This window comes from Actinotalea ferrariae CF5-4, assembly GCF_000603945.1.
Lineage (GTDB): Bacteria > Actinomycetota > Actinomycetes > Actinomycetales > Cellulomonadaceae > Actinotalea > Actinotalea ferrariae.
Window position 1 is genome coordinate 1 of record NZ_AXCW01000064.1, and the last position, 22315, is coordinate 22315.

Here is a 22315-nt window from a genome sequence, read left to right on the forward strand (position 1 = left end):
CGACGGGGGGCGGGGCACGCCGCGGCGCGGCTCGCCGGGGCGGCGCGGCCGCCGCTGAGGCGCTGCTGCTGCGACGCGACTGAGGTGCCCTGACGTGCCCTGACGCGCCTGATCGGGCCCACCTGTCGCACCGACCCGCAATTCGTATGACGTTTCCGCCTCGGCGCGGGTACGATGCCGCCCATGACCCACAGCGCAACCGAGCCGGCGACGGCTCCGGGGACCTCAGGCCAGGGCGGCGACGGTGCTGTCGCGGTGCTGCCCGCCGCCGGCACGCCCGCGACGAGCGCGCAGATCCTCGAGCGGGCCCACCACCTCACCGGCCAGGCGACCCTCGACGACGCCGGCCTCGCCCGCTACCTGCGCGGCCTGCCCGGGGTCGACAAGGTCGGCGCGGACGGGCGGGCCCAGATGCTCGGCACCCGCAGCATCAAGACGACCGCCAAGGCCTGGGCGCTCGACGCGACGATCCGGATGATCGACCTGACGACCCTCGAGGGTGCCGACACCCCCGGCAAGGTCGCCTCGCTCGCCGCCAAGGCGAAGAACCCCGACCCGACCGACCCCACCTGCCCGCGCGTGGCCGCCGTCTGCGTCTACGGGGACCTCGTACCCCAGGCCAGGGCAGCGCTGGAGGGCACGGGCATCCACGTCGCCGCCGTGGCCACCGCCTTCCCGTCGGGCCGGGCGAGCCGCGAGGTGCGCCTCCTGGACACTCGCGAGGCCGTGGCCGCCGGGGCGGACGAGATCGACATGGTCATCGACCGGGGCGCGTTCCTCTCCGGCCGGTTCTCCGCGGTCTTCGAGGACATCATGGCGGTGCGCGAGGCGTGCGGCACCGGGCCCGGTCGCGCCCACCTCAAGGTCATCCTGGAGACCGGCGAGCTCGCGACGTACGACAACGTGCGCCGGGCCTCGTGGCTCGCGATGCTGGCCGGTGCCGACTTCATCAAGACCTCGACGGGCAAGGTCTCCCCCGCCGCGACCCTGCCGGTCACGGTCGTCATGCTCGAGGCGGTCCGCGACTACCACCGCGCGACCGGCGTGCACATCGGGGTCAAGCCCGCCGGGGGCATCTCCACGACGAAGGACGCGTTCAAGTACCTCGTCGCCGTGAACGAGACGGTCGGTGAGGACTGGCTGAACCCGGACCTCTTCCGGTTCGGCGCGTCGTCGCTGCTCAACGACGTGCTCATGCAGCGCCACAAGCTCCGCACCGGCGCCTACTCCGGCTCCGACTACATCTCCGTCGGCTGATGTCCCGCGCCCACCGCGTCGCGCGCGACCTGGAGCGCCGCGTCCTGGACGGCACCTACCCCCCGGGGTCGCAGCTGCCCACGGAGCCGGACCTCTGCGCGGAGTTCGGAGTGAGCCGCACGACCGTGCGCGCCGCCGTCGGGACGCTCCAGGACCGCGGGCTGCTGAGCCGTGAGCAGGGCCGCGGGACGTTCGTGCGGTCGGCCGACCATGTCGACCTCACGATGTTCCTCGACGCGAACCTCTCGATGACCGCCGTGATCCGGGCCGCGGGGCACGACCCCGGCACGACGGGCGTCACGGTGGCCGACGAGGTCCCGCCGACCGCCGTCGCCGACGCCCTGGGGCTGCCTCACGGCGCGACCTGCCGCGTCCTGCGCCGGATCCGGACCGCCGACGGCGTGCCGTCCTTCGAGAGCGCGGACCACCTGGTCCCCCACCCCGGCCTCCCCGTGGAGGCCTCGGCCTACACCGGGTCGGTCTACGAGCTGCTCCGCGAGACCTACGGCCGGCCGGTGGCCACCGGCATCGCCCGCGTCGAGGCGGTCGTCCCGGCGCCCGGCACCTCGGCGCGGCTCGGCATCGCGGACGGCGCCCCGGTGCTGCGCCTCAGCCAGGTCCACACCCTCGACGACGGACGCCCGGTGATGTACTCCGTCATCCACCTGCGCAGCGACGTCGTCCACCTCTACGTCGAGCGTGGTCTCGACGCCTTCCCGCCGGACCCCACCGGGCTCGCCCCGGCGCCCGAGCCCGCCCTTGCACCGCACAGCTGAGAACCCCTGAGGACATCATGAGCATCTTCGAGTACGCCCCGGCGCCCGAGTCGCGCGCCGTCGTCGACATCGCCTCCTCCTACGGGCTCTTCATCGACGGCGAGTTCGCCGACGCCGCCGACGGCGCCGTCCTCAAGACCGTCAACCCCGCGACCGAGGAGGTCCTGGCCGAGATCGCGGTCGGCGGGGAGACCGACGTCGACCGCGCCGTCCGCGCCGCGCGCCGGGCCCAGGAGAAGGTCTGGGGCCCGATGCCGGGCTCCGAGCGCGCGAAGTACCTCTTCCGCATCGCCCGCCTGCTCGCCGAGCGGTCACGGGAGTTCGCCGTCCTGGAGACGCTCGACAACGGCAAGCCGATCCGCGAGTCCCGCGACGTCGACGTCCCCACGGCGGCGGCGCACTTCTTCTACTACGCGGGCTGGGCGGACAAGCTCGAGCATGCCGGCCTGGGTCGTGACCCGCGCCCGCACGGCGTCGCCGCGCAGGTCATCCCCTGGAACTTCCCGCTGCTGATGCTGGCCTGGAAGGTCGCGCCCGCCCTCGCCGCGGGGAACACGGTCGTCCTCAAGCCCGCCGAGACGACGCCGCTGACCGCGCTGCTGTTCGCGGACCTGCTGCGCCAGGCCGAGCTGCCGCCCGGCGTCGTCAACATCGTCACCGGCGCCCGGGAGACCGGTTCGCTGCTCGTCAACCACCCGGGCGTGGACAAGATCGCCTTCACGGGCTCCACGCCGGTCGGCAAGCGCATCGCCCGCGAGGTGGCCGGCAGCCGCAAGAGCCTCACCCTCGAGCTGGGCGGCAAGGCGGCGAACATCGTCTTCGACGACGCCCCGGTGGACCAGGCGGTCGAGGGCATCGTCAACGGCATCTTCTTCAACCAGGGCCAGGTGTGCTGCGCCGGCTCGCGGCTCCTCGTGCAGGAGTCCGTCGCCGAGGAGGTCGTGGAGCGGCTCAAGGCGCGCCTGTCGACCCTGCGCGTCGGTGACCCCATGGACAAGAACACCGACGTCGGCGCGGTGAACTCCGCGCAGCAGCTCGAGCGGATCACGCGGATCACGGACACCGGCGCCGTCGAGGGCGCGACGCGCTGGACGGCGCCGTGCGAGCTGCCGGAGCGCGGCTACTGGTTCGCGCCCACCGTGTTCACCGACGTCAGCACCGCCCACACGATCGCCCGTGAGGAGATCTTCGGCCCGGTGCTGTCGGTCCTGACCTTCCGCACGCCCGCCGAGGCCGTCGCCAAGGCGAACAACACCCCCTACGGCCTCTCGGCCGGCATCTGGACGGAGAAGGGCTCGCGCATCCTGTGGATGGCCGACCAGCTCCGGGCCGGCGTCGTCTGGGCCAACACCTTCAACCGCTTCGACCCGACGAGCCCCTTCGGCGGCTACAAGGAGTCGGGCTACGGCCGCGAGGGCGGCCGCCACGGACTGGCCGCCTACCTCCAGGAGGGAGCACTGTGAGCACTCGGCTCGAGGTGCGCAAGACGTACAAGCTGTTCATCGGTGGGGCCTTCCCGCGGAGCGAGTCCGGGCGGACGTACGAGGTGAGCGACGCCAAGGGCGCGTTCCTCGCGAACGCCGCGCTCGCCTCGCGCAAGGACGCCCGGGACGCGGTCAAGGCCGCCCGTGCCGCCCAGCCCGGCTGGGCCGGCGCGACCGCCTACAACCGTGGCCAGGTGCTGTACCGGGTGGCGGAGCTGCTCGAGGGCCGCCGGGACCAGTTCGTCGCCGAGGTCGCCGCGAGCGAGGGCCTGCGGCCCGAGGACGCCGAGGCCGTCGTCTCCGCCGCGATCGACCGCTGGGTCTGGTACGCGGGCTGGACCGACAAGGTCGCGCAGGTGGCGGGCGCTGCGAACCCGGTCGCCGGGCCCTACTTCAACATCTCGGTGCCCGAGCCGACCGGTGTGGTCGGTGTCGTCGCGCCGCAGCGGTCGTCGCTCCTCGGCCTCGTCACCGTGCTCGCGCCCGTCCTCGTCACGGGCAACACCGCGGTCGTCCTGAGCAGCACGGACCGGCCGCTGCCGGCGATCACGCTGTCGGAGGTCCTCGCGACGTCCGACGTGCCCAAGGGGGTCGTCAACATCCTCACGGGCCGGGTCGCCGAGGTCGCGCCGCACCTCGTCGGGCACATGGACGTCAACGCCGTCGACCTCACCGGGACGATGGGCGCCGAGGGCGTGTCGTGGGAGGAGCTCGAGGCGACGGCGGCGGACACCGTCAAGCGCGTCGTGCGCCCCCCGGCCGGGGACGAGCCGGACTGGACCGCGGCCCCGGACGGCCCCCGCCGGATCCTCGCGTTCACCGAGACCAAGACGGTCTGGCACCCCAAGGGCGCCTGACCCGCCGCCTCGGGCGCCGCGGCGATCGGATCGGCTCGGCGGATCGCCTCTGCGCCGCGGCGGTCGGCTCAGGCCCGGTGGCGCCCCGAGCCGGCCGGCGTGTACCCGGGCCGGAGCACGCCCTCGACGAGCTCCTCGCGCTCGTCGTGGTGGAGGAACGCGCTCCAGGCGGCGGTGAGCGCGGCGTCGCGGAGCTCGTCCAGGCCCCAGCCGGCGCGCTCGACGAGCTGGGCGTACTCGTGCGTCATCGACGTGCCGGACATGAGCCGGTTGTCGGTGTTGACCGTCACGGCGAAGCCGAGCCGGGCGAGCGGCGTGATCGCGTGCTCCGCGATCGAGGTCACCGCGCCGGTCTGCACGTTCGAGGTGGGGCAGAGCTCCAGCGGGACCTGCTGGTCACGGACCCAGTGCGCGAGGTGGCCCAGCCGGGCGCCCTCGACGCCCCACGGGTCCTCCGGGCTGCGGGGCCCGAGCTCGACGTCGTCGATCACCCGCACGCCATGACCGATGCGCGTCGCCCCGGCGAGGTGCACCGCCTCGGCGATGGACGTGACGCCCGCGGCCTCTCCCGCGTGGACCGTGGTGGGGAAGCTCGCGTAGCGCACGGTCCGGAACGCGGCCGCGTGGCGGGCCGCAGGGTGCCCGGCCTCCGGCCCGGCCAGGTCGAGCGCGACGACGCCGGCGTCCCGGTTGGCGAGCGCCAGACGCGCGACCATCGTGCTGTGCTCGGACTGCCGCATCGCGGTGAGCACCTGCGTGACCCGGATCCGGCCACCGGCCGCCGCGACCTCCGCCGTCCCCTCGTCGATCCCCGCTCGCACGGCGTCCACGACCTCCTGCGGCTCCAGGCCGCCGGTCAGGTGCAGCTCCGGGGCGTACCGCTGCTCGGCGTGGACGACGCCGTCGGCCGCCAGGTCGAGCACGGCCTCCCGGGCGACCCGGCGCAGGGCGGCAGCCGTCTGCATCACCGTGACCGTGTGCCGGAAGGTGTCGAGGTACCGCTCGAGCGAGCCCGACGTCGAGGCCTCCACGAACCACGCGCCCAACGACGCCTCGTCCGACGCCGGCAGCTCGTGGCCGATGGCGTCGGCGAGCTCGAGCACCGTGGACGGCCGCACGCCGCCGTCGAGGTGGTCGTGCAGGAGCACCTTCGGGAGCGCCCGGAGGGCCTCGCCGGTCAGTCCGTCGGAGCGTCCGGTGATCGGTGCCGAGGTCGTGGCCGGCTGGGTCGTCGACGGCTCCGGTGCGCTCATGACCCCACGCTAGCGGGCTGAGCCGGGCGGTCCGGACCGTCCGGCCGGTCCTGCCGGTCTCCGCCCGGCGTCACGAGCGGTACGAGTCCTGCTCGTCCTCCGGCACCTCCGCCGCCTGCTCGAGGACGTCGGCCTCGGACGCGTCCCGCTCACCCAGGTCCGTCGCGGCGTCCGGGTCCGGTGCCGCGGCGTCGGTCTCCTGGGCCTGGTCCCAGGCGTCCGCCTCGGGGGCGTCGTCGGGCAGGGTCGGGCGCTGGGCGGCGAGCCGCTCGCGCTGCGCGTCGACGTCGAGGTCCCCACCCTCGTCCCGCAGGTCGGGCTTGGGCGCGCGGGGCAGGTCGGCCGGGTCGACCGGCACGGTCGTCCGGCTGGGGTCCTGGGGCGCGGAGCTGTCCGGCGGGACCAGGCCCGCGTCGGCCCACGTGCTGTCACCCGGTGTCGTGCTCATCGTCTGCGCCTCTCCCTCGGGTCCGACCGTCTCCTCCATCCTCGCCCGCGGGCGACGGCGCCGCCACGCCACCGCCACGGGCCGCCACGGCACCGGGCAGCACGGGAGCGCACGACTCAGCGAGCGACGACCCGGTCCCCGCCGGCCACCGGGACCACGGCCCAGGCCAGGTGCCGCCAGCCCCCGAGGGCGGGCTGCGGCCCGTCCGGGGTGAGCAGGTCCGCCACACGAGCACGGACCACCGCCCCGCGGCTGGGCTCGAAGACGTCCAGCGCGCCGTCGTCGGCGCCGACCACCAGGACCACGTGCCGCGGCACGGCGGCGGCGAGCCCCTGCCGGGTGTCCCCACCGCTGTAGAGCGGCACGGGGACCCCGGCCGCGACCCACCGCCGGACCCGGTCCAGCTCGGCGCGGAGGGACCCGGCGTCCGTGTCGTCCAGGGGCCGGTGCGTCCACCCGACCCCGGCCAGGCGCGCGACGCCGGCCGCACCCCAGGGCGGGGTGCCCAGGGCTCGCGGCCACGGGCCCCCGAGGAGGGACCGCTCGGTCGTCCGCCGCTGCACGACCCGGTGGACGGCACGGAAGCGCACCGCCGCGGACGCGTCCGCCAGGCGGTCGAGCGCCGACGACGGCGCACCGGCGAGCTCCGGCGGGAGCGTCGGGCCCGTGAGTCGACCGCGGGCGAGCCAGTGCTCGAGGCCGGGGTCGCCGAGCGCGGCCAGCATCGTCAGGACGGCCGACCCGCAGGTCGTGCCGTCCTGCTGGCGTCCGTCCGCGGCGAGCCGGCGGGCGGTGGCCAGGCGCCGGGCGGCGGTCTCCGGGTCCGGAGCCGGCACGGGTCCGAGGTCGGGCGAGCGGCCCCACCCGAGGCGGCGCAGGACGGTGGACAGCTGCACCGCGGGCCGTCCGTGCCCGTCCACCGCTGCGCCGCCCTCCGGCTCAGTCGGCGGCGATGCGGTCCAGGACGAGCGGCCGCTCCGGCGGGCGCGAGCCCTCGGGGGCGATCGTCACGGCGTCGACCAGCGCGGCCTGGGCCCGCTCGAACCGCTCGGGCGTGTCCGTGTGCAGGGTCATGAGCACCTCGCCGGCGCGCACGACCGCGCCGGGCTTGGCGTGCAGCTCGACACCCGCTCCGGCCTGGACCGGGTCCTCCTTGCGGGCCCGGCCCGCCCCGAGCCGCCACGCGGCGACGCCGACGGCGAGCGCGTCGAGCCCGACGAGGACGCCGTCGGCCGGCGCGAGCACCTGCTCGGTGTGCCGGGCGACCGGCAGCGGGGCGTCGGGGTCGCCGCCCTGGGCCGCGATCATCCGCCGCCACGCGTCCATCGCGCGGCCGTCGCGCAGCGCGTCCGCGGGGTCGACGTCGCCGCGTCCGGCACCCGCGAGCATCTCGCGGGCGAGCGCCAGGGTGAGGTCCACGACGTCCTGCGGACCGCCGCCCGCGAGGACCTCCACCGACTCGCGCACCTCGAGCGCGTTGCCCGCGGTCAGACCGAGCGGCGTGGCCATGTCCGTCATGAGCGCCACGGTGTGGACGCCGGCGTCGGTGCCGAGCGCGACCATGGTCCGCGCGAGCTCGCGGGCCTGCTCCTCGTCCTTCATGAAGGCGCCGGACCCGACCTTCACGTCCAGCACGAGGATGCCCGTGCCCTCCGCGATCTTCTTGCTCATGATCGAGGAAGCGATGAGCGGGATCGCCTCGACGGTGCCGGTGACGTCACGCAGCGCGTAGAGCTTGCGGTCGGCGGGGGCGAGCCCGGAGCCGGCCTGGCAGATCACCGCCCCGACGTCCTCGAGCTGCGCCATCATCTCCGCGTTGCTCAGCGCGGCACGCCACCCGGGGACGGCCTCGAGCTTGTCGAGCGTTCCCCCGGTGTGGCCCAGGCCGCGTCCGGAGAGCTGGGGCACCGCGACGCCGCACGCCGCGACCAGGGGCGCCAGCGGCAGGGTGATCTTGTCCCCGACGCCGCCCGTCGAGTGCTTGTCCGCGGTCGGCCGGGACAGGTGGGAGAAGTCCATCCGCTCCCCGGAGGCGATCATCGCCGCGGTCCACCGCGCGATCTCCGCCCGGTCCATCCCGTTGAGCAGGATCGCCATGGCCAGCGCGGACATCTGCTCGTCGGCCACGGCGCCGCGGGTGTACGCGTCGATGACCCAGTCGACCTGCTCGGGCGAGAGCCGCCCGCCGTCCCGCTTGGTCCGGATGACGTCGACGGCGTCGAACGGCTCGTGACGCTGCTGCTCGGACATGCTCGTCCCGTCCTCAGTCCCGCTCGGTGAGGTCGTGCGCTCCGAACGCGTCGGGCAGCACCTCGCTCATGGTCTTGAACCCGCTGACCGTCTCCAGCACCAGACCGGGGCCGCCGTGCTCCCACAGCAGCTGCCGGCACCGGCCGCAGGGCATCAGCGTGCTGCCGTGCCGGTCGACGCAGACGAACGCGACGAGCCGTCCCCCGCCCGAGGCGTGCAGTGCGCTGACCAGCCCGCACTCGGCGCACAGACCGACCCCGTAGGAGGCGTTCTCGACGTTGCAGCCGACGACGACACGCCCGTCGTCGACGAGCGCCGCCGCCCCCACCGGGAAGTGCGAGTACGGCACGTAGGCGGTGGTCATCGCGTCACGGGCGGCCGCGCGCAGCGCGTCCCAGTCGACGTCGGCGTGGCTCATGCCCGCTCCTCCATGTCCGGTCACTCCTTGATGTACGGCACGCCGTCCGCGGCCGGCGCGCGGGACTTCCCCACGAGCCCGGCGACCGCGAACAGGGTCACCACGTACGGCAGCATCAGCATGAACTGGCTCGGCACCGGGGCGCCGACGAGGCTGAGCATGTCGTCGAGGTTCGAGGCGAACCCGAACAGCAGGGCCGCGAGGGCGGCACGCAGGGGGTCCCACTTGCCGAAGATGACGGCGGCCAGCGCGATGAAGCCGGCCCCGGCGGTCATCTCCTTGCCGAAGGAGGACACCGAGACGACCGTGTAGAAGGCACCGCCGACGCCGACGATGCCACCGGCGATGAGCAGCGCCCGGTACCGCGTGCGCAGCACCTTGATGCCCACGGTGTCGGCGGCCTTGGGGTGCTCACCGACGGCGCGCAGGCGCAGGCCCCACCGCGTCCGGTACAGCGCGAACCACACCGCGGGCACCGTGACGTACGCCAGGTAGACCAGCACCGACTGCCGGAAGAGCGCCGGGCCGAGGACGGGGATCTCCGACAGGAGCGGGATCGCGACGGGCGCGAACCGGTCCGTCTCGTTCAGCCGCTCCGCGTTCGGGACGAGGACCTCGGAGTAGAAGAAGCTCGTCAGGCCGATGACCAGAACGTTGAGCACCACGCCGACGATGACCTGGTCGACCTTGTAGGTGATGGTGAACAGGCCCAGGACGAGGGCGACGAGCATGCCGGCGGTCACGGCCGCGAGCAGGCCCGCGATCGGGCTGTCCGTGAGGGACGCGGTGATCGCCGCGGCGAAGGCACCGAGCAGCAGCTGGCCCTCGATCGCGATGTTGACCACGCCCGCGCGCTCACCGATGACGCCGCCCAGCGCGCCGAAGAGGATCGGCACGGACAGCAGGACCGCGCCGCCGATGATCCGGCTGACGGGGAAGTCCTGCGGGCTGCCCGCACCCGCCCAGGACAGGAAGGCCACGAGGAGGACGACGGCGAACACCATCGGGACCGCGAAGGACAGGGTGCGCTCGGCGCGGACCTGCAGCCATGCCACCGCGGCCAGGACGGCCGCGATGGCGACGCAGACCCAGGCGACCGTCATGCCGGGCAGCGCGACGTCGGGCAGGCGCAGCGCGTCGCCCTCGGCCCCCATCCGGTACTGGACGTCGCCCTCGCGCGGCGACAGGAGCAGGAGCAGCGCCATGAGCGCCGTCACGACCGTGAGCACCAGGGCGCTCTTGCGGCTCACGACGGTGACGTGCCGGAGGTCCTCGGACACGGATGCCGACGACGGCGTGGCAGTCGCGGTGGTCATGCCGCCACCTCCTTCTGCTTGCTGCGCGACCGGGGCTTGCGCGCGGGCCGCTCGCCCGGCTGGGGCAGCCGGAAGACCGCGCGGACCAGCGGCGGGGCCGCGATGAAGAGCACGATGAGCGACTGGACGACGACGACGATCTCGATGGGCACGTTCTCGGACGCCTGCATCACCGAGCCGCCGGCCTTGAAGGCGCCGAACAGGATCGCGGCGAACAGGACGCCGATCGGTGAGGACCGGCCGAGCAGCGCGACGGTGATCGCGTCGAAGCCGATGCCGGCGTCGATGTCGGAGCTGAACCCGGTCGTCACCGTCCCGAGCACCTGGGTGGCGCCCGCGAGGCCGAGGAGGCCGCCGGCGACGAGCATCACCGACACGGTGGTCCGCGGGACGTCGATGCCGGCCACCCGGGCCGCCGCCGGGTTCTCCCCGACCGCGCGGAACGTGAAGCCCAGCCGCGACCGGTTGAGCAGCCACCAGACGAAGGCGACCGCGACCAGCGCGAACACGAGGCCCCAGTGGACGTTGTAGCGCGGCCCGAACAGGTCGGGCAGGACGGCGGTGTCCTGCATCGGCGGCGTCTTGGGGTTCGAGGAGCCGGGCGCCTGGAGCAGGCCCGGCGTCGCGAGCATCCACGACACCAGGTAGAAGGCGATGTAGTTGAGCATGATCGTCGTGATGACCTCGTGCGCGCCCGTGGCGGCCTTGAGGAGACCCGCGATCCCCGCCCACACGGCACCGGCCGCGATGCCGGCCGCCATTGCGACGAGCAGGTGCAGCACGACGGGCAGCTCCATGCCGAAGCCGACCCAGCCCGCTGCGGCGGCCGCGACGAGCATCTGCCCCCGGCCACCGATGTTGAACAGCCCGGCGCGGAAGGCCAGCGCGACGCCGAGCCCCGCGCCGATGAGCGGGGTCGCGAAGTTCAGCGAGTTCATCAGCGGCCGGATCGCGCCGGCCAGGTCGTCGGCCTGGAAGTTCCAGACGGCGCCGCGGAAGAGGGCGGCGTAGGCGCTGCCCACCGCGCTGCCGACGGCCGCCAGCGTGTCGCTCGGCCGCGAGAAGAAGTACCCCGAGGCCTCCTGCACCGCCTCGTCGGTGACGGCGATCAGCACCGACCCGGCGAGCACGGCGAGGACGACCGCGCCGACCGACACGGCCCAGCTGCCCTGCGTGACGCGACGCAGCGCGTCGTGCCAGCGTCCGGCGTCGGGATCGGGCACCACGCGCCCCTCGGCGTCCCCGGTCCGGTCGGCCTGGAGCACCGCCTGACGGGCCCCGGCATCCTCCTCGCCGACGTGCTGCGGGCGGGCGACCTCGTCGCCGCCCAGCTGACGGTCCTCGCTCATGCGGCACTCTCCTCGGGCGAGATGCCCGCCATCATCAGACCCAGGACGTCACGCGGGGTGTCCGCGGGCACCACGCCCACGATCCGACCCCGGTACATCACCAGGATGCGGTCACCGAGGGCCACGGCCTCGTCCAGCTCGGTGGAGACGACGACGACGGGGACCCCGGCGTCGCGCGTCGCGATGATCCGCTTGTGGATGAACTCGATCGATCCCACGTCGACGCCGCGGGTCGGCTGGGCCGCGACGAGGAGCCGCAGGTCCTTGGACAGCTCGCGGGCCACGACGACCTTCTGCTGGTTGCCGCCGGACAGCCGGCCCACCGGCTCGGTGGTCCCCTGCGTGCGGATGTCGAACTCCTCGATCGCGGCAGCGGCGAAGCGCTCGAGCTCGTCGAGCTGGAGCACGCCGCGGCGCACGAACGGCGGCCCGTCCGTCCGGTCGAGCATGAGGTTCTCGGCGACGCTGAACGCGCCGACCAGGCCGTCGGTGCTGCGGTCCTCGGGGACGAACCCGACGCCCGCGTCGAGCACCTGCCGGACGCTGCGGCCGACGAGCTCCGTGCCGTCCAGCCGGATGGAGCCGGAGACCGTGTGCTGCAGACCGACCAGCGCCTCGGTGAGCTCCGTCTGGCCGTTCCCCTGGACGCCGGCGACCACGAGCACCTCGCCGCCGCGGACGGTGAAGCTCACGTCGTCGACGAGGACGGCGCCCTTGGCGTCGCGCACCTCGAGGCCGGAGACCTCCAGCAGAGCGTCCGCGATCCGGGGCGGCTCCTTCTGCACCGTGAGCTCGACGGCGCGGCCCACCATGAGGGCGGCCAGCTCGGCGTCGGTGGAGTCGGGGTCGGCCTCGCCGACGACCCGGCCGCGGCGGACCACGGTGATCCGGTCCGCGACGGCGCGGACCTCGCGGAGCTTGTGCGTGATGAAGACGATCGCCGCCCCGGACGCCTTGAGCTGCTGCATGATGCCCATCAGCTCGTCGGTCTCCTGCGGCGTGAGGACGGCCGTGGGCTCGTCGAACACGAGCACCTTCGCGTCGCGCGACAGCGCCTTGATGATCTCGACCCGCTGCTGCACGCCGACGGGCAGGTCCTCGACGAGCGCGTCCGGGTCGACGTGGAAGCCGAAGCGGGCGGCGATCTCGCGCACGCGCTCGCGCGCCGCGTCGAGGTCGAGCCGACCACCGGACAGCGTCTGCTCGTGCCCGAGCATGACGTTCTCCGCGACCGTGAAGACGGGGATGAGCATGAAGTGCTGGTGGACCATGCCGATGCCCGCCGCCATGGCGTCACCGGGCCCACGGAAGCGCTGCGGGACGCCGTCGAGGAGGACCTCGCCCTCGTCCGCCGTGTACAGGCCGTAGAGGACGTTCATCAGGGTGGACTTCCCGGCACCGTTCTCGCCGAGCAGGCAGTGGATCTGGCCCGGTTCGATGGTGAGCGAGATGTGGTCGTTCGCGACCAGGGTGCCGAAGCGCTTGGTGATGCCTCGGAGCTCGAGCGTCATCGCACGTCCGTCCTTGCAGCAGGGAACACGGGTAGGGCTGACGCACGCGTTCCCGGGGGCCGGTGGGCCCCCGGGAACGCGTGCTCAGGCCGTCACTCGCTGAGGTACGAGGTGACCTCGACCTCGCCGGCGATGATCGCCTCGCGGAGCGCCTCGACCTCGGCCCACAGGGCGGGGTCGACCTTGTCCTCGAAGTTGTGCAGCGGCGCGAGGCCGACGCCCTCGTTCTCGAGCGTGCCCACGTACGTCTCGTAGTCGACGTTGCCCTCACCGGCGGCCATGACGGCCTCGTAGACCGAGACGTCCATCTTCTTGAGGATCGAGGTCAGGACGATGTCCTGCGTGCTCGGGTCCGTCTCGAAGAAGTCCGCGTCGACGCCGATGAGCGCGACCTCGGAGCCGGAGTCGGCGATGGCGTCCATGGCGGACTGGTAGATCGGGCCACCGACGGGGAGCAGGACGTCCGCGCCCTGGTCGATGAGCCCCGCCGCGACCTGCTTGGCCGTGTCGTTGGCCTCGAAGCCACCGGTGAACGAGCCCTGGTCGCCGCCCTGGTAGCCGACGACCTGCACGTCGGTGCCCTTCTCGGCGTTGTAGTGCGCGACGCCCTGCGCGAAGCCGTCCATGAAGATCGTCACGGTCGGGAACGGCTGGCCGCCGAAGGTGCCGACGACGCCGCTGGTGGAGTAGCCCGCGGCGAGGTAGCCGGCGAGGAACGCGGCCTGCGCCGTGTCGTAGAGGATCGGCTTGACGTTCTCGGCGTCCTTCGTGCCGTCGAAGTCGTTGTCCGCGGCGTCGTCGATGAGGACGAACTCGATGTCCGGGTTGGCGTTCGCCGCCTCGACCGTCGCGGCCGACAGCGCGAAGCCGACGGTGACGATCGTGTTGCAGCCCTCGGAGACGAGCGACTCGATGTTCGGGGCGAAGTCGGTCTCGGAGTCGGACTGGACCTCGGCCATCTCGGCGCCGAGCTCCTCGACCGCCCGCGTGACGCCCTCGTAGCTCAGCTGGTTGAACGACTTGTCGTCGAAGCCGCCGGCGTCAGAGACGATGCACGCCTTGAAGTCGATCGACTCCTCCTCCTCCTCGGCGGAGGTCTCCTCGGCCGAGGGCTCGCTGCCGGTGGTCTCCTCGGCCTCCTCGGGGGCCGCGGCACAGGCGGCCAGGGTCAGGGCCGTCGCAGCCGCCAGGGCTGCAACTCGCGTCAGTCTCTTCACGTCGTACTCCTGATTCGTCACTCGACGTCGGTGCCGCCAGGGACCGCGGAGTTTCCGCCGGCATCGTTGCCACGGACCGACCGCGCCTGGTCGGCTGGTTCAGCCAGCACACCCTAGTGCGGTGTTTGTCCCGGTCGTGTTACCGACTGGTACGTCCGGGGGGTTCCGTTACGGAACCGGAATGTTGCGCGGCGTGCCGCGCGGCGGGTCCGCCGAAGGGAAGGGCCGGAGGTCCCGCCCCGCCCTCAGGAACGCGGGCCGTCGGGGGGCGGTGCCGACGGCATGCCGGCGAGGACGGCGACCCGCGCGAGCAGCTGCGCGCCGATGGCGATCGCGCGCTCGTCGACCCGGAAGTCGCCCTGGTGCAGGTCGAACGCGGGCCCGCCGGGCGCGCGTGTGCCGAGCCGGGCCATCGCCCCGGGCGCCCGGGTGAGCAGCCAGGCGAAGTCCTCACCGCCGAGGGACTGCTCGGTGAGCACGACGCCGTCGCGGCCCAGCATGTCCCGGCCCGCCTGGTCGAGCAGGCGCGTGGCGTGCTCGTCGTTGACGACCGGGGGGACGCCGCGCTGGACGTGCACGTCGGCGTCCACCTGGTAGGGCGCGACGACGAGCTCGACCGCCTCGCGCAGCACGCGCGCGGCCTCCTCCCAGGCGCGGGACTCCAGGCAGCGCAGGGTCCCGCGGACGTGGCCCGACGCGGGGATCGCGTTCGGCGCGGCGCCGGCGCTGACGATCCCCCAGGTGAGGTTGACGCCCGCGCGCGGGTCCAGGCGCCGGCCGAGGACGGCCGGGACCTCGGTGAGGACCTTGCCCAGGGCGAAGACGAGGTCGCCGGTCACGTGCGGTCGGGACGTGTGGCCGCCCGGCGAGCTGAGCGTCACGGTCACGTCGTCGGACGCGGAGGTGATGGCGCCGATCCGCGTGCCCACGTGACCGACCTCCAGGCGCGGGTCGCAGTGCACGGCGAAGACCTGCCCGACGCCCTCCATGGCGCCGGCGTCCATCGCGTCGAGGGCCCCGCCCGGCTGCACCTCCTCCGCCGCCTGGAAGAGCAGCCGCACACCGGTGGGCAGGTCCCCGCTCTCCGCGAGCCGGGCCAGGACCAGCCCCGCACCGAGGACCGCCGCCGTGTGCACGTCGTGGCCGCAGGCGTGCGCCACACCGGGCGACGCGGACTCCCACGGCTCACCGCACCGGTCCGGCACGGGCAGCGCGTCGAGGTCCGCCCGGAGCAGGACCCGCCGCCGGCCGGTCGTCACGGCACCCGGGCCGATGTCGCAGACCAGGCCCGTGCCCGGCAGCGGGTGCGGCTGCAGCCCGGCCTCCCGGAGCCGCGCCGCGACCAGGTCGGTCGACCGCCGCTCCGTGCGCGCCACCTCCGGGTGGGCGTGGAGGTCCCGGCGCAGCGCGACGAGCTCCGCCTCGATCGCGTCGACGGCGGCACGGATGCGCGCGGCGGGCACGGTCGGGGAGGTGTCGATCACCCCACGAGGGTAGTTGCTCGGGGCCGCGGCGCCGCGTCAGAGCAGGTCGTCCCGACCGACGGCCCGCACCGCGTCCACGACCGCCTTGACACCCTGCGCGTGCGCGCGCGTGGTCACCAGCAGCGCGTCGGGAGTGTCCACGACGACGAGGTCCGCGACCCCGAGCACCGCGACGAGCCGGCCCGACGACGCCGCGACGAGGGGCCGCTGCGCGTCGACCACGAGGACGTCGTCGCGCGCACCGAGCACCCGGACGTCGTCGGCCCCGGCGGGCAGCAGGCCGGCGAGGGAGGCGAAGTCGCCGACGTCGTCCCACGCGAAGTCGCCCGGGACGACGGCCACGCCGCCCTCGGCCGCGACCGGCTCGGCGACGGCGTGGTCGATCGCGATGCGCTGCAGGCCGGGCCACACGCGGTCGAGCACCTCCGCGCGCCGGGGCGTGTCCCACGCGGCCGCGATCTCGCGCAGACCCCCGTGCAGCTGCGGCAGGAGGCGCTCGAGGTGTCCGAGCAGGACCTCGGCGCGGACCAGGAAGATGCCCGCGTTCCAGCGGTACTCGCCGGTCGCGAGGTACTCGGCGGCCGTGTGTGCGTCCGGCTTCTCCGTGAACCCGGCCGCGCGGCGCGCGTCGGGCGCGTCCGGGAGCCCGAGGAGCTCGCCGCTGCGGACGTAGCCGAAGGCCGTCGAGGGGCCGGTGGCCGCGATGCCCACCGTCACCAGATGCCCCGAGCGGGCCGCCACCACGCCCTGCCGCACCGCCTCGGCGAACCCGGGCCCGGCGTCGACGACCTGGTCGGCGGCGAACGAGCCGACGACCGGGTCGCCGTGCCGCTGGGCCAGGACGGCGGCCGCGAGGCCGATGGCCGCCATCGAGTCGCGCGGCGAGGGCTCCGCCAGGACGTCGTCGGCGGCGAGCCCCGGCAGCTGGGCGCGCACCGCGTCCGCGTGCCGCTCCCCCGTCACGACGACGACGCCCGCGCTCAGCGGCGCGAGCCGGTCGACCGTGGCCTGCAGGAGGCTGCGCCCGCTGCCCGTCAGGTCGTGCAGGAACTTCGGGGACCCCGCGCGGGACAGGGGCCACAGCCGTGTGCCGGCGCCGCCGGCCGGAACGATCACGTGCAGGTCGTCGATTCGGGAGGTCGTCACCCGGCCATCCTGGCAGAGGCGTCCGGTGTGGCTTTGATCACAGCGCAGCCGTCGCCCCTGCGGGCGCGGTGCGGCACAGGACCCTCGACCCTTGCGGATCGCTGAGTCCACCCACCATCCGTACCGGGGGACGGTCGTAGAGTGTGGGCGCAGCGTCGCACCCGTCCACCGGAGGCCGGGTCGCTGCGCAGCGACGACGCCGTCCCCCTCGACCGGAGGTCCAACAGTGCCCGAGAAGCCGGCCGGCACGCTCTACCGAGGCCGCGAGGGGATGTGGTCCTGGGTGGCCCACCGCGTGACCGGCTTCCTCATCTTCTTCTTCCTCCTCGTCCACGTCCTCGACACCTCGCTCGTGCGGGTGTCCCCCGAGGCGTACAACGTCGTGATCGGGTCGTACAAGAACCCGGTCATGGGTCTGGGCGAGGCGGGCCTGGTCGCGGCGATCGTGTTCCACGCCTTCAACGGCATCCGCGTGATGCTCGTGGACTTCTGGTCGAAGGGCACCCGCTACCAGCGCCTGATGCTGTGGGTCGTCGTCGGGCTGGTCGTGGTGACGATGGCCGGCTTCCTCCCCCGCCACCTCGCGAACGTCTTCGGAGGCTGAACCATGGCGACGACGATCCCCGCCGGCCCGCTGGCCGCACCGCGCAGCGCGCGCACCACCCGGTCGCGCGGGTCCTCCCGCACGAACATGGAGATGGTCGCCTGGCTGTTCATGCGACTGTCCGGCGTCCTGCTCCTCGTGCTCATCTTCGGGCACCTGTTCGTCAACCTCGTCCAGGGCGAGGGCATCAACCGCATCGACTTCGCCTTCGTCGGCGGGAAGTGGGCGTCCCCCTTCTGGCAGTTCTGGGACCTCGCGATGCTCTGGCTCGCGATGATCCACGGCACCAACGGGATGCGGACGATCATCAACGACTACGCGGAGCGCGACCGGACGCGGCTCGTGCTGAAGGTGCTCCTCGCGGCGGCGTTCCTCCTGACGGTCACCCTCGGCACCCTGGTGATCTTCACCTTCGAGCCGTGCCCCATCGGCGCCCCGGCCGACCTGCTGCCGTCCTTCTGCCCCGCCTCCTGACGCACCTCCACGACGAAGGACAGACGAGAAGCCATGCAGACCCACCAGTACGACGTCGTCATCGTCGGAGCGGGCGGCGCGGGCATGCGCGCTGCGCTGGAGTCCTCGACCCGCGCCCGGACGGCCGTCATCTCCAAGCTCTACCCCACGCGCTCCCACACCGGTGCGGCGCAGGGCGGCATGTGCGCCGCCCTGGCCAACGTCGAGGAGGACAACTGGGAGTGGCACACGTTCGACACCGTCAAGGGCGGTGACTACCTGGTCGACCAGGACGCCGCCGAGGTGATGGCCAAGGAGGCCATCGACGCGGTGCTGGACCTGGAGAAGATGGGCCTGCCGTTCAACCGCACGCCCGAGGGGCGCATCGACCAGCGGCGGTTCGGCGGCCACACGCGCAACCACGGCGAGGCCGCCGTGCGCCGCTCCTGCTACGCGGCCGACCGCACCGGCCACATGATCCTCCAGACGCTGTACCAGCAGTGCGTCAAGCAGGACGTCGAGTTCTACAACGAGTTCTACGTGCTGGACGTCGTCCTCACCCACGACCTCTCCGCCGGCACGGTGCCGGACGGGGAGGAGGTCTCGGTCGCGGGCGTCGTCGCGTACGACCTGGCCAGCGGTGAGATCCACGTCTTCCGGGCCAAGTCGGTCGTCTTCGCGACCGGTGGGGCCGGCAAGATCTACAAGACCACCTCGAACGCGCACACCCTCACCGGCGACGGCATGGCGCTGGCCCTGCGGCGCGGCATCCCGCTGGAGGACATGGAGTTCTTCCAGTTCCACCCGACAGGCCTCGCCGGTCTGGGGATCCTGCTCTCGGAGGCCGCCCGCGGCGAGGGCGCGATCCTGCGCAACAGCGAGGGCGAGCGCTTCATGGAGCGGTACGCGCCGACGATCAAGGACCTCGCGCCCCGCGACATGGTCGCCCGCGCGATGGCCAACGAGGTCCGCGAGGGCCGCGGCTGCGGGCCGAACAAGGACTACGTGCTGCTCGACCTCACGCACCTCGAGCCGGCCCACATCGACGCCAAGCTCCCCGACATCACCGAGTTCGCCCGGACCTACCTCGGGGTCGAGCCCTACACCGAGCCCGTCCCGGTCTACCCGACGGCGCACTACGCCATGGGCGGCATCCCGACGACGATCGACGCCGAGGTGCTGCGGAACAACACCGACGTGGTCAAGGGCCTCTTCGCCGCCGGCGAGGTCGCCTGCGTGTCCGTGCACGGCTCGAACCGTCTCGGCACGAACTCGCTCCTGGACATCAACGTCTTCGGCAAGCGCGCCGGCATCGCCGCCGCCCGCTACGCCGAGACGGCGCCGTGGCACGAGATGCCCGACGACGCGTCCGTGGCGACGGTGGAGTACATCGAGCGGCTCCGGGACCACGCCACGGGCGAGCGCATCGCGGACATCCGCCGCGAGCTCCAGGAGACGATGGACCGCAACGCCCAGGTCTTCCGCACCCGCGACTCGCTGACGACCGCCCTGTCCGACATCACGGCGCTCAAGAAGCGGTACCGCGACGCGAGCGTGCAGGACAAGGGGCGGCGGTTCAACACCGACCTCATGGAGGGCGTGGAGCTCGGCTTCCTGCTCGACCTGGCCGAGGTCGTCGTCGTCGGTGCCCTCGCCCGCGAGGAGTCGCGCGGCGGGCACTTCCGGGAGGACTTCCCGACCCGCGACGACGAGCGGTTCATGCTGCACACCATGGCCTACCAGCGCGTCCGCGGGGACGGCCAGGGGACGGTGGAGCTCGACTACAAGCCGGTGATCATCACCCGTTACCAGCCGATGGAGCGCAAGTACTGATGACTGCTCTCGCCGAGTCCACCACGTCCGCCCGGGCCGAGGTCGGGGCCGTCCCGAGCTTCGACGTCACGCTCCGGATCCGCCGCTTCGACCCCGACAACGGCGCCGAGCCGCGCTGGGAGGAGTTCACGGTCACCGCCCACGGGACCGACCGGGTCCTCGACGCCATGCACAAGGTCAAGTGGGAGGTCGACGGCTCGCTGACCTTCCGCCGCTCCTGCGCCCACGGCATCTGCGGCTCGGACGCGATGCGGATCAACGGCCGCAACCGCCTCGCCTGCAAGGCTCTGCTCAAGGACCTCGACCCGTCCAAGCCGATCACCATCGAGCCGATCAAGGGCCTGCCGGTCATCAAGGACCTCGTCGTCGACATGGAGCCGTTCTTCGCGTCCTACCGCGAGGTGATGCCCTTCCTCATCACCCACGGGAACGCCCCGTCCAAGGAGCGGCTGCAGTCCCCCGAGGACCGCGCGCGCTACGACGACACGACCAAGTGCATCCTCTGCGCGGCGTGCACGTCCTCGTGCCCGGTGTTCTGGACCGACGGGCAGTACTTCGGCCCCGCGGCGATCGTCAACGCGCACCGGTTCATCTTCGACAGCCGCGACGAGGGGGCCGTCCAGCGGCTGGAGATCCTCAACGACAAGGAGGGCGTCTGGCGCTGCCGGACGACCTTCAACTGCACCGAGGCGTGCCCCCGGGGCATCGAGGTGACCAAGGCGATCCAGGAGGTCAAGCGCGCGATGATCACCCGCGCGTTCTGAGCCCGCAGGACCGACGGCGGCGGTGGGTCTCCCCCGCCGCCGTCGTGCTGCCCGCGTCCGCGGGGGAGCTCAGCCGCCCAGGCGGAAGGGCGTGACGGGACGCCACACGCCGTCGTCGCCGTGCTCGAAGACCTGCACCGTGTCCACGGCGAAGACCGCCTCGAAGCCGGCCATCTCCTCGAAGGCCCGGTCGAGGGCGTCCTCGTCCACGTCGTGCGCGACGGTGACGTGCGGGTGGTAGTTGAACCGCACGTCCTGCTCCAGGGGGCCGCTGCGGACGGCGCGCTCGAGCTGCTCGCACTCCGCGATGCCCTCGACCACCTGGACGAAGACGACGGCGCTGACCGGACGGAAGGTCCCGGTCCCCCGCAGGTGCAGCCGGAACGGCGCGTGCCGCGCCGCCACCTCCTCCAGGTGCGCGTAGACGACCGGGACGTCCTCCGGCTCCAGGACCGTGGGCCCGAGCAGGGTCACGTGCGGCGGGATGTCCCCGGCCAGCGGGTCGCCGAACCCGGCGCGGGCGGACTGGAGCTGCGCCCCGTAGGGCTGCGGCACCTCGATCGCCACACCGATGCGCCGCTGGTCGCCGGTGCGCTCCGGCAGCCTCATCCGTGGGTCCTGCGCGCCGGGAGCAGGCCGATGCGGTCGTACACCCGGTCGACGGTCGCGCCGGCGATCGCCCGCGCGCGCTCGGCGCCCTCCGCCAGCACCGCGTCCAGCTGGGCCGGGTCGTCGAGGTACCCGCGGACCTTCGCCTGGAACGGCTCGAGGAAGCCGACGACGACGTCCGCGAGCTCCTTCTTGAGGTCGCCGTACCCCTGGCCCGCAAAGTGCTCCTCGAGCTCGGCGACCGTCCGCCCGCTCAGCGCCGAGTGGATCGTCAGGAGGTTCGAGACGCCCGGCTTGGCCTCGCGGTCGAAGCGGATCTCCCGCTCCGCGTCGGTCACGGCGGACCTGATCCGCTTGGCGACGACCTTCGGGTCGTCGAGCAGCTCCACCAGGCCGGTGGGCGTGGAGGCGGACTTGCTCATCTTCGACGTCGGCTCCTGCAGGTCGAAGATCTTCGCCGTCTCCCGGACGATGTGCGCGTCCGGGACCACGAAGGTGTGCCCGAACCGCGCGTTGACGCGCTGCGCGAGGTCCCGCGTGAGCTCCAGGTGCTGGCGCTGGTCCTCACCGACGGGGACGAGCGCGGCGTCGTACAGCAGGATGTCCGCGGCCATGAGGACCGGGTACGTGAAGAGCCCGACGTTGGCCGCCTCGGCCCCCATCCGCGCCGACTTGTCCTTGAACTGGGTCATCCGCGACGCCTCGCCGAACCCCGTGAGGCACGAGAGGACCCACGCGAGCTGCGTGTGCTCCGGGACGTGGCTCTGCACGAACAGCAGGGACCGCGCGGGGTCGACCCCCGCCGCGAGGTACTGCGCGGCCGTCCGTCGCGTCCGCTCCCGCAGCAGCGCCGGGTCCGGTCCCACCGTGAGGGCGTGCAGGTCCACGACCGTGTAGAGGGCGTCGTAGTCGTCCTGGAGGGCCACCCAGCTCGTGAGGGCGCCGAGGTAGTTCCCGAGGTGGAGGGAGTCGGAGGTCGGCTGCATGCCGGAGAGGATGCGAGGTCGCTGCGCCGCGTCGGACATGGGGAGCATTGTGGCAGGCACCGGGGGGTGCCCCGGTCACCGCCCGGGTGCCGGAGCCCTCAGGTCGCGTCCGGGTCGAAGGGCGGCGGCACGTAGCCGTCCGGGGTCCCCGGGGTCGGGACGGGCTGCTCCCCGTCGTCACCGGCAGTGGCCTCGGTGCCCTCGGTGCGGGGCCCCGGCGCCGTCGTCGTCACGGCACCGGCGCCCGGCGAGACCCGCCCGGACGCGGCGGCGCCGGCTGCGGTGGCTCCCGCCGCGGTC

The 22315-nt window shown here is 73.4% G+C and carries 21 protein-coding genes and 1 pseudogene; 8 read left to right on the forward strand and 14 right to left on the reverse strand.

Annotated elements, in window-relative coordinates:
- Positions 1-183: 183 nt before the first annotated feature.
- From deoC to N866_RS07775, 4 genes are read left to right on the forward strand one after another with little or no spacing between them, the layout of a single operon-like run.
- Positions 184-1257 (forward strand): deoxyribose-phosphate aldolase, encoded by a 1074-nt coding sequence (deoC, locus tag N866_RS07760; RefSeq protein ID WP_081802442.1) that lies wholly within the window; start codon positions 184-186, stop codon positions 1255-1257.
- Positions 1257-2033: a GntR family transcriptional regulator gene (locus N866_RS07765; RefSeq protein WP_052022572.1), complete on the forward strand. Its 777-nt coding sequence runs from the start codon at positions 1257-1259 to the stop codon at positions 2031-2033. Before deoC ends, N866_RS07765 begins: the two co-directional genes overlap by 1 nt.
- A gap of 17 nt (positions 2034-2050) precedes the next feature.
- Positions 2051-3496 (forward strand): aldehyde dehydrogenase family protein, encoded by a 1446-nt coding sequence (locus N866_RS07770; protein ID WP_216699398.1) that lies wholly within the window; start codon positions 2051-2053, stop codon positions 3494-3496.
- Positions 3493-4374 carry an aldehyde dehydrogenase family protein gene (locus N866_RS07775; protein WP_034224981.1) on the forward strand — a complete coding sequence of 294 codons (882 nt, stop codon included), beginning with the start codon at positions 3493-3495 and terminating at the stop codon, positions 4372-4374. The genes N866_RS07770 and N866_RS07775 overlap by 4 nt, the downstream gene beginning before the upstream one ends.
- Positions 4375-4442: 68 nt before the next feature.
- Here N866_RS07775 and N866_RS07780 read toward each other — a convergent pair whose 3' ends face one another.
- From N866_RS07780 to N866_RS07830, 11 genes are all read right to left on the reverse strand, one after another.
- Positions 4443-5627 carry an adenosine deaminase gene (locus tag N866_RS07780; protein WP_081802443.1) on the reverse strand — a complete coding sequence of 395 codons (1185 nt, stop codon included), beginning with the start codon at positions 5625-5627 and terminating at the stop codon, positions 4443-4445.
- Positions 5628-5697: 70 nt separating this feature from the next.
- Positions 5698-6075 (reverse strand): hypothetical protein, encoded by a 378-nt coding sequence (locus N866_RS20870; protein WP_155855253.1) that lies wholly within the window; start codon positions 6073-6075, stop codon positions 5698-5700.
- A 116-nt stretch (positions 6076-6191) separates the two neighbouring features.
- Positions 6192-6971 (reverse strand): hypothetical protein, encoded by a 780-nt coding sequence (locus N866_RS20875; RefSeq protein WP_155855254.1) that lies wholly within the window; start codon positions 6969-6971, stop codon positions 6192-6194.
- A 43-nt stretch (positions 6972-7014) separates the two neighbouring features.
- Positions 7015-8325 (reverse strand): thymidine phosphorylase, encoded by a 1311-nt coding sequence (locus tag N866_RS07795; RefSeq protein ID WP_034224984.1) that lies wholly within the window; start codon positions 8323-8325, stop codon positions 7015-7017.
- Between the two features lie 13 nt (positions 8326-8338).
- Positions 8339-8743 carry a cytidine deaminase gene (locus N866_RS07800; protein ID WP_034224986.1) on the reverse strand — a complete coding sequence of 135 codons (405 nt, stop codon included), beginning with the start codon at positions 8741-8743 and terminating at the stop codon, positions 8339-8341.
- 20 nt (positions 8744-8763) lie between these two features.
- Positions 8764-10059 (reverse strand): ABC transporter permease, encoded by a 1296-nt coding sequence (locus tag N866_RS07805; RefSeq protein ID WP_034224988.1) that lies wholly within the window; start codon positions 10057-10059, stop codon positions 8764-8766.
- Entirely contained in the window at positions 10056-11408 is a 1353-nt protein-coding gene (locus N866_RS07810) for an ABC transporter permease (RefSeq protein ID WP_081802445.1), read from the reverse strand. The genes N866_RS07805 and N866_RS07810 overlap by 4 nt, the downstream gene beginning before the upstream one ends.
- A complete protein-coding gene (locus tag N866_RS07815; protein ID WP_034224990.1) occupies positions 11405-12919 on the reverse strand; it encodes an ABC transporter ATP-binding protein in 1515 nt (504 codons plus the stop codon). The genes N866_RS07810 and N866_RS07815 overlap by 4 nt, the downstream gene beginning before the upstream one ends.
- A gap of 92 nt (positions 12920-13011) precedes the next feature.
- Positions 13012-14136, reverse strand: a complete 1125-nt coding sequence (locus N866_RS07820) for a BMP family lipoprotein (protein WP_034224991.1) — start codon at positions 14134-14136, stop codon at positions 13012-13014.
- Positions 14137-14381: 245 nt separating this feature from the next.
- Entirely contained in the window at positions 14382-15617 is a 1236-nt protein-coding gene (locus N866_RS07825; protein ID WP_034225007.1) for an amidohydrolase, read from the reverse strand.
- Positions 15618-15656: 39 nt separating this feature from the next.
- Positions 15657-16766 carry a mannose-1-phosphate guanylyltransferase gene (locus tag N866_RS07830; protein ID WP_034224992.1) on the reverse strand — a complete coding sequence of 370 codons (1110 nt, stop codon included), beginning with the start codon at positions 16764-16766 and terminating at the stop codon, positions 15657-15659.
- 226 nt (positions 16767-16992) lie between these two features.
- Here N866_RS07830 and sdhC point away from each other — a divergent pair, with 226 nt between their 5' ends.
- The 4 genes from sdhC to N866_RS07850 are packed head-to-tail and all read left to right on the forward strand — an operon-like array spanning position 16993 to position 20420.
- Positions 16993-17370, forward strand: coding sequence for a succinate dehydrogenase, cytochrome b556 subunit (gene sdhC, locus N866_RS07835; protein ID WP_034224993.1), 378 nt, complete (start codon positions 16993-16995; stop codon positions 17368-17370).
- 3 nt (positions 17371-17373) lie between these two features.
- Positions 17374-17844 carry a succinate dehydrogenase hydrophobic membrane anchor subunit gene (locus tag N866_RS07840; RefSeq protein ID WP_034224994.1) on the forward strand — a complete coding sequence of 157 codons (471 nt, stop codon included), beginning with the start codon at positions 17374-17376 and terminating at the stop codon, positions 17842-17844.
- A 33-nt stretch (positions 17845-17877) separates the two neighbouring features.
- Complete coding sequence (gene sdhA, locus N866_RS07845; RefSeq protein ID WP_034224995.1) at positions 17878-19656, forward strand: succinate dehydrogenase flavoprotein subunit; 1779 nt, start codon at positions 17878-17880, stop codon at positions 19654-19656.
- Positions 19656-20420 (forward strand): succinate dehydrogenase iron-sulfur subunit, encoded by a 765-nt coding sequence (locus N866_RS07850; RefSeq protein WP_034224997.1) that lies wholly within the window; start codon positions 19656-19658, stop codon positions 20418-20420. Before sdhA ends, N866_RS07850 begins: the two co-directional genes overlap by 1 nt.
- A 69-nt stretch (positions 20421-20489) precedes the next feature.
- Here the strand turns inward: N866_RS07850 and N866_RS07855 are convergent, their stop codons facing one another.
- From N866_RS07855 to N866_RS21335, 3 genes and pseudogenes are all read right to left on the reverse strand, one after another.
- On the reverse strand, positions 20490-21029 hold the full coding sequence (locus N866_RS07855; RefSeq protein ID WP_034224998.1) for a 2'-5' RNA ligase family protein: 540 nt from the start codon (positions 21027-21029) through the stop codon (positions 20490-20492).
- Positions 21026-22054, reverse strand: coding sequence for a tryptophan--tRNA ligase (gene trpS / locus N866_RS07860; protein ID WP_034225009.1), 1029 nt, complete (start codon positions 22052-22054; stop codon positions 21026-21028). Before trpS ends, N866_RS07855 begins: the two co-directional genes overlap by 4 nt.
- A 59-nt stretch (positions 22055-22113) precedes the next feature.
- Positions 22114-22315 (reverse strand): annotated as a pseudogene (locus N866_RS21335) (hypothetical protein); the annotation flags it as partial.

What these genes read in the sequence shown, in the direction of transcription:
- trpS (WP_034225009.1), bottom strand. Translation starts at nt 22,054, where the DNA reads ATGTCCGACGCGGCGCAGCGACCTCGCATCCTCTCCGGCATGCAGCCG.
- deoC (WP_081802442.1), top strand. Translation starts at nt 184, where the DNA reads ATGACCCACAGCGCAACCGAGCCGGCGACGGCTCCGGGGACCTCAGGC.
- N866_RS07855 (WP_034224998.1), bottom strand. Translation starts at nt 21,029, where the DNA reads ATGAGGCTGCCGGAGCGCACCGGCGACCAGCGGCGCATCGGTGTGGCG.
- sdhA (WP_034224995.1), top strand. Translation starts at nt 17,878, where the DNA reads ATGCAGACCCACCAGTACGACGTCGTCATCGTCGGAGCGGGCGGCGCG.
- N866_RS07850 (WP_034224997.1), top strand. Translation starts at nt 19,656, where the DNA reads ATGACTGCTCTCGCCGAGTCCACCACGTCCGCCCGGGCCGAGGTCGGG.
- N866_RS07840 (WP_034224994.1), top strand. Translation starts at nt 17,374, where the DNA reads ATGGCGACGACGATCCCCGCCGGCCCGCTGGCCGCACCGCGCAGCGCG.
- N866_RS07770 (WP_216699398.1), top strand. Translation starts at nt 2,051, where the DNA reads ATGAGCATCTTCGAGTACGCCCCGGCGCCCGAGTCGCGCGCCGTCGTC.
- N866_RS07805 (WP_034224988.1), bottom strand. Translation starts at nt 10,059, where the DNA reads ATGACCACCGCGACTGCCACGCCGTCGTCGGCATCCGTGTCCGAGGAC.
- N866_RS07780 (WP_081802443.1), bottom strand. Translation starts at nt 5,627, where the DNA reads ATGAGCGCACCGGAGCCGTCGACGACCCAGCCGGCCACGACCTCGGCA.
- N866_RS07815 (WP_034224990.1), bottom strand. Translation starts at nt 12,919, where the DNA reads ATGACGCTCGAGCTCCGAGGCATCACCAAGCGCTTCGGCACCCTGGTC.
- N866_RS20870 (WP_155855253.1), bottom strand. Translation starts at nt 6,075, where the DNA reads ATGAGCACGACACCGGGTGACAGCACGTGGGCCGACGCGGGCCTGGTC.
- N866_RS07795 (WP_034224984.1), bottom strand. Translation starts at nt 8,325, where the DNA reads ATGTCCGAGCAGCAGCGTCACGAGCCGTTCGACGCCGTCGACGTCATC.
- N866_RS07800 (WP_034224986.1), bottom strand. Translation starts at nt 8,743, where the DNA reads ATGAGCCACGCCGACGTCGACTGGGACGCGCTGCGCGCGGCCGCCCGT.
- N866_RS07810 (WP_081802445.1), bottom strand. Translation starts at nt 11,408, where the DNA reads ATGAGCGAGGACCGTCAGCTGGGCGGCGACGAGGTCGCCCGCCCGCAG.
- N866_RS07765 (WP_052022572.1), top strand. Translation starts at nt 1,257, where the DNA reads ATGTCCCGCGCCCACCGCGTCGCGCGCGACCTGGAGCGCCGCGTCCTG.